Origin of the sequence: Empedobacter sp. UBA5987, from assembly GCF_002429865.1 — a bacterium.
Lineage (GTDB): Bacteria > Bacteroidota > Bacteroidia > Flavobacteriales > Weeksellaceae > Empedobacter > Empedobacter falsenii_B.
In genome coordinates this window covers 1-6,214 of the sequence record NZ_DJBB01000023.1, presented here as the reverse complement: position 1 = coordinate 6,214, position 6,214 = coordinate 1, and the positions used below count along the sequence as shown (strand labels likewise).

The following is a 6,214-nucleotide window of genomic DNA, read 5'->3' as shown; positions in this document are numbered from 1 at the left end:
GTAAATACTTTGATAAATATACCAAATTGAAAGGAACTCACAACCTATGAATTCGCTTATTTTTTTGGTTGGATGTTGTAATTACTTTGATAAATATACCAAATTGAAAGGAACTCACAACATTAACATCTATTAACGAAAAACTTGATAAGTTGTAATTACTTTGATAAATATACCAAATTGAAAGGAACTCACAACATCAAGTCTAATCTGATTTGTTTGCTTGTTGTTGTAATTACTTTGATAAATATACCAAATTGAAAGGAACTCACAACAGAAGTGAACATACAATTACTAAGCAAATCGTTGTAATTACTTTGATAAATATACCAAATTGAAAGGAACTCACAACGCAGTAGCATCGTCGATTGCTTGTTGTTCAGTTGTAATTACTTTGATAAATATACCAAATTGAAAGGAACTCACAACGGTGTAGTAGTCATAGAACTACCATTACTAGTTGTAATTACTTTGATAAATATACCAAATTGAAAGGAACTCACAACAATAAAGTCACTCTTGACCAACTTTCAGATGTTGTAATTACTTTGATAAATATACCAAATTGAAAGGAACTCACAACAATCCTTCATCAACTTTATTAACGTTGAATGTTGTAATTACTTTGATAAATATACCAAATTGAAAGGAACTCACAACTACCCATAAGGAAGTTTGATATTATCAATTGTTGTAATTACTTTGATAAATATACCAAATTGAAAGGAACTCACAACACTCTTTTTATACTCGCCTGAACGAGTTTAGTTGTAATTACTTTGATAAATATACCAAATTGAAAGGAACTCACAACTAACCGCTTCCGTAGGTGTAAAATATTCCTGTTGTAACTACTTACGTAAAATTACTAAAAGTGAAAGGAACTCACAACACAATGACGCAAGGCCGATTATATACTCAAGTTGTAACTACTTACGTAAAATTACTAAAAGTGAAAGGAACTCACAACCCAGGGGCTGATGGTAGTTCTTTGTTTACTGTTGTAACTACTTACGTAAAATTACTAAAAGTGAAAGGAACTTAATAGTTTTTAATAATAAATTCCACGAAAAAGGCTCTTATTCAAGAGCTTTTTTGTTAAAGAAATGTTTTGGGTAAAAGTACTTTTTACCGAGCTTAAAACAAGGAATCGTCTTGTTTCTCCTCATGCGATACAACGTTTTGTCACTAACGTTAAGTAGCCTTTGCACATCTGCACTGTCGTAGAATCCGTGATCTTTGTCCGTGGGTTGTATATTCGTAATTAATTCTACTAAAAGAAGTTTTAACTCGTTGCTATCCTTCTCTTTTTGTGTAAAAAAGTAAGTGTTTTGCATACGTTTTAATTTACTTAATTTCAGTAAGATACGTATTTTGATTAAATAAAACAAATGATAAGAGGAAATAGGGATAGGGAGGGGGTGTTAATTTTTTTTATTGATTTTCTGTTTTAATTATTCGAATTTCTTTTTTTTTATGTCACTTTTTACTTGACTAAAAAGTAACCAAAAAGTCAAGGCCGTAAACCTCTCTACTAAAAATTTTCTCATTCCACTAAAGATTTTAAAAACCCTACGGGCTAAAACCTTTTTTACGTTTCATTCAATCATTTTCTTAACGTGTGAGTTTTAATGCCGTTCTCTTAATTCTTTTTCAATATTCAAATTCACTTTTCAATGAATTAAAAACCGTCCTTATTTAAGAATGTTTATTTATTGACCTTTAATATTTTACGTTGATTTATTGTTAATGAATAGGAATTTAAAATCCGACGATTTAGAATCGAAATGTAATTCAACTCTAAATTATTAGAATATAAAAGTTGGAGTGTTTGAGTGAAACGAGTTGCCAACTTTATGGAAATAATTTAGTTAGTTGAATCATTGAGAGTCTACTGTCGGCATCTTTTTTTGTTTCGTTTTTTGGATGAGCAAAAAATGAAAGTAAGAATTTAAAATGGTCACTGAGGTACTCTAAGTGCAGAATCTTTCCATTACTTCTTTTCTAAATCAAATTCATTTTAACAATGAATTTCAAAAACCGTCATTGCTGAAGAGTCGAGTGTCAATTCGACGTAGCGAGTGTTAAAATGATTTACTGTTTACATTTTATATGTGAATGATTTAAAGCATTTAGCGAGTAGTCGTTATTGACCGACTTGTAAGCACCGACTTGACTTTTTTGGTTCTTTTTTTCATCAAGGAAAAAATGAACATATGTACCTAAGCTCCACAGGAGCTTCTCCTCTTAATTTCAAATTTTTAATTTCAAATGTTTTTGTGTCAAGACTTCTCCGAAGGGCATATGAATTCATTTAAAAACAATAATAACTCATGAATAAAAAATCAATGAAATATAGTTTTGAAAAACGAGAATAATCTTTCTATCACTTTTTTGAGAGCAAAAAAGTAATCAAAAAANNCCCTACGGGCTAAAACCTTTTTTACGTTACATTCAACCATTTTCTTAACGTGTGAGTTTTAATGCCGGTTTCTTAATTCTTTTTCAAATACATAATACATAATACATTTCCACTATGGCATTAAAACAAAAAAAATTCCAAGAATAAAATTCTATTTCTAAAACCTTATTCTCGGTAATGACTAAACAAACAGTTGATTGTGAAATCATACATCTGTTATAACACCTCGTGTTTCCCTAAATACATACTTGTACTGGCTTGTGTTCTTTTCTCTGTGTTGAGGTAGATCCACACATCAATTTCCTTGTTTTGATAGGGTGTAGGTAAATTAATACTTGCTACAAGCATATCACGGGTTGTAATTTCTTCGGAAATGTAGAAACTATTCAGTTCCTCACAATAGCAAACTACGTTTACAAGATCCGTTTCTTTCGCATTTCCTTGTCCTGAGTTGTCTTCCCAACTAAAACTAAATATACCAGCTGTTGTGGCATCCAGCTCTGGAAGCTGAAAATCTAATAACTCGCCTTTGGTAATGAGAACACGTGCTACGATAATAACAGGTAAATCTAGCACCATTTCCACAGCATTGGTTAGGGTATAAGACGTCGCATTGTTAAAACGAGATTGTTTACCTGCTTTATTCCCAAAATACCTGTTTTGGATAGAGCGCAATGGTTGCAAAAAATTGATGGTTTTCCTAAACTTAACCCTTTGAATTAATTGCTCCTCTGTGGGTGCTTTTTTTGATGCTTTTGGTAGACTTCGGATAATATCCTTTCCACGCCAGTTGACACCAATCACTGTTCCTACTTTTCCTGAAAATCCGCCAAGGATTCCTTTTTTAATTTCGGCCATACTCTTAATTTTTTATGTTATGTAGCAGCAAGTTAGTGGAATAATGCATTGGTTTTTAAGTTTGCAAGACACCATGTCTAGTATAGACCATTAATGACCGCTATTGTCCATTTTTGTCCGGTATGGAGGAGAAATGAAAAAAGACAGAAAACACAACTTTCCTTTATTAGAGAGGGTTTGAGACAAAAATGATAAAAGTAGAAATAGGGTTTGTTCGAGTGTTGTTCGAGTGTCCTTCGACAACGGTTCGGAAAAAGAGGTGTTTTGTCGAACAACGGTCGAACAAGTGTCGAAGGATTGTCGAACAAAATAGGGGTGAAGTAAAGGAAAAATAAACAGGTTTTTATTTGAAACGGTAGTTATTTCATTAATGAATTCGACTATACCTAAATGATAATATAAGATTGCAGAGAAAAAAATCATGATTAAATTAATAGATTTTTTTAAAAAAATATTAATTTTGCAGTAGATAAAAAGGAAATGGTGTTCTTCCTTACCCAACCGCTTTATAAAAAGCTGATGACGCCTGATTAAATAAAATGATCTAAGCATTTTAATCAGGTAGTTATGCAATTAAAACAAACAAAATCTTTTAGCAAAAAAATAAATTTACAGTTACATCTGTTGTTTAGACAATTTCCTGCAATTCCTTATATTTTAAAATGGGCATTTTTATGTTCTCTTATAGGACTGTGTGTAGGTAGTGCTTCGGCAGGTTTTCTTCAATCATTAAATTGGGTTACAAATTATCGTGAAAATCATTTATGGTTAATTATATTTTTACCGATTGGTGGTTTCTCTATTGGTTTACTTTATTACTATTTTGGTAAAAACATTGAAGCTGGAAATAATTTACTTATTGACACAATACATAATCCAAAGGAAATAATTCCTTTTAGGATGGCTCCGTTTGTATTTATAGGAACACTTGTTACCCATATGTTTGGAGGCTCAGCAGGTAGAGAAGGAACTGCATTACAAATGGCAGGAGCAATTGCAGATCAATTTATTAAACCATTTCGATTGATAGAATATGAGCGAAAAATTTTAATTATTTCAGCCATTTCAACTGGTTTTGGTTCAGTGTTTGGCACACCATTAGCAGGAGCCATTTTTGGTTTAGAAGTTTTTTTAATAGGACGATTAAAATACGATGCTATTTTTCCTGCATTTTTGTCCGCAATTATAGCTGATTTAGTTACCAAACTTTGGCATACTGAGCATACACATTATCATATCGATTTTGTTCCTGAAATTTCATTTCTCAACATTTTTTTTACCATTATAGCAGGTGTTATTTTTGGTATATGTGCAGCAACATTTAGTAAATCTATGCATAAGACAAGTGCTATTTTTAAATCAAAAATAAGTTTTCCACCTTTTCGTCCTTTAGTAGGAGGTACAATCGTAGCTCTTGCAGTTTGGATAATTGGTACCACAAAATATATTGGTTTGGGCGTACCAACAATTGTTGAATCTTTTGAAGAGCAATTGCCAGCGTATGACTTTCTATTGAAAATGATTTTTACCATTTTAACACTCTCAGCAGGTTTTAAAGGAGGAGAGGTAACACCTTTGTTTTTTATTGGAGCTACTTTGGGGAGTGCAATAAGTATTTTTATCCCATTACCGATTGGACTTTTAGCAGGAATGGGGTTTGTTGCAGTTTTTGCAGGAGCAACAAATACGCCGTTAGCTTGTAGTATTATGGCACTTGAACTTTTTGGTGTTGATTGTGGAGTATATGCTGCTATAGCTTGTGTTGTTGCATATTTGATTTCTGGTAACAACAGTATTTATAATAAACAAATGATTGGTGAACCAAAGTATAAGAGATTTTTAAATCAAAAAGGTAAACGATTAAATGAACTCTAAAAACATTTACATGAACTCAGAATTACATAATATAAATATAGTGAGAATATATTTTGGTTATGGACAGCAAGCCAAAGGACAGTCTTTCTGGCAAAGACTTTGGAATAATAATTTAGGTCAATTACTTTTGAAAAGAGCAAAAGAAATGAACATTAACCAAGCAGCAATCTTTATAGCTAAAGCAGGTTACTTGCACAATGATAGTATTAGTTTTAATATTTCAGAAATTCCATCAAACAAGAACCCAGTTTGCCTCGAACTTATTGATACACCTAAAAATTTGAAAAATTACTTAATAAAGAACAAAGCATTACTTTCTGAGGCAAATATTGTTTTGTTCAATGAGAGTAGTTTTAAATTATCACAATAGAAAAGAAGAAAAGAGAAATACAGATGTCAATATTATTTTCAAAAAAAAATATATTATACTTAGTTAATTGATAAAATGAAAACAGTAAATTGTTCGCTTATATTAATATTGGTTTTTCTAAATATTGAATAGTTCAGTAAAATGAAAATTTAGTAATTTATATTTTTCGATTATTCTTATTTATTTAAATACTTTTTCATAATATTCAATACATTTTTGAGAGATTGTTCTGTAATTAAAATGGTTGACTTTTCTATCATTCTAGTTCTAAAATCATCACAACAAGCAATAATTCTAAATCCATCTTTTGTTTCAATAAACTTTGGACTTTCATTGTGATCAGAACATTTTTCTAATTCAATAATATCTTTAATAAATTCGTAGTTAATTTTATCCATGGTAGAGAGCTTTTATAAAATTATTTAATTTATTATTTTTTATCTTTTAAGTTAACCCCATTATAATTTTAAAAATTGTGAGATATTATAAATTTTAATTTTACTTGATTCGAATAAAATTATACAGTTCATCATAAAAAAACATCAACTCATCATTTTATTTTTGAACATTATAAAGATCGCTAATATTTTTGAATCAAAATAATTAACATATAATCAAATCACAATGAAAAAATTTGTAAATATCATTAAGTTTATATTCATATCAATTTTTGTAATCTTCCCCTTGTT

General features: G+C 30.3%; 6 protein-coding genes, 1 CRISPR repeat array and 1 riboswitch. Of the genes, 3 read left to right on the top strand and 3 right to left on the bottom strand.

Annotated elements, in window-relative coordinates:
- Positions 1-74: 74 nt before the first annotated feature.
- Positions 75-814: a CRISPR direct-repeat array (repeat unit 47 nt; unit sequence GTTGTAATTACTTTGATAAATATACCAAATTGAAAGGAACTCACAAC).
- 60 nt (positions 815-874) lie between these two features.
- Positions 875-1,045, top strand: a complete 171-nt coding sequence (locus B3J26_RS04195) for a hypothetical protein (RefSeq protein WP_185144202.1) — start codon at positions 875-877, stop codon at positions 1,043-1,045.
- Between the two features lie 34 nt (positions 1,046-1,079).
- Here B3J26_RS04195 and B3J26_RS04190 read toward each other — a convergent pair whose 3' ends face one another.
- Positions 1,080-1,337, bottom strand: a complete 258-nt coding sequence (locus tag B3J26_RS04190; protein ID WP_125350412.1) for a helix-turn-helix domain-containing protein — start codon at positions 1,335-1,337, stop codon at positions 1,080-1,082.
- A 1,301-nt stretch (positions 1,338-2,638) separates the two neighbouring features.
- Positions 2,639-3,280 (bottom strand): DUF6266 family protein, encoded by a 642-nt coding sequence (locus tag B3J26_RS04185; protein ID WP_291073404.1) that lies wholly within the window; start codon positions 3,278-3,280, stop codon positions 2,639-2,641.
- A gap of 467 nt (positions 3,281-3,747) precedes the next feature.
- Positions 3,748-3,816: riboswitch (Fluoride riboswitch) on the top strand.
- A gap of 31 nt (positions 3,817-3,847) precedes the next feature.
- On the opposite strand from B3J26_RS04185, the gene B3J26_RS04180 reads away from it, so the two are divergent.
- Together B3J26_RS04180 and B3J26_RS04175 are read left to right on the top strand one after the other, a co-directional pair.
- Positions 3,848-5,155 carry a voltage-gated chloride channel family protein gene (locus B3J26_RS04180; RefSeq protein WP_221856773.1) on the top strand — a complete coding sequence of 436 codons (1,308 nt, stop codon included), beginning with the start codon at positions 3,848-3,850 and terminating at the stop codon, positions 5,153-5,155.
- A gap of 10 nt (positions 5,156-5,165) precedes the next feature.
- Entirely contained in the window at positions 5,166-5,525 is a 360-nt protein-coding gene (locus B3J26_RS04175; protein ID WP_291047616.1) for a DUF190 domain-containing protein, read from the top strand.
- Positions 5,526-5,701: 176 nt separating this feature from the next.
- Here B3J26_RS04175 and B3J26_RS04170 read toward each other — a convergent pair whose 3' ends face one another.
- Positions 5,702-5,923: a hypothetical protein gene (locus tag B3J26_RS04170; protein ID WP_291073401.1), complete on the bottom strand. Its 222-nt coding sequence runs from the start codon at positions 5,921-5,923 to the stop codon at positions 5,702-5,704.
- Between the last annotated feature and the right edge of the window lie 291 nt (positions 5,924-6,214).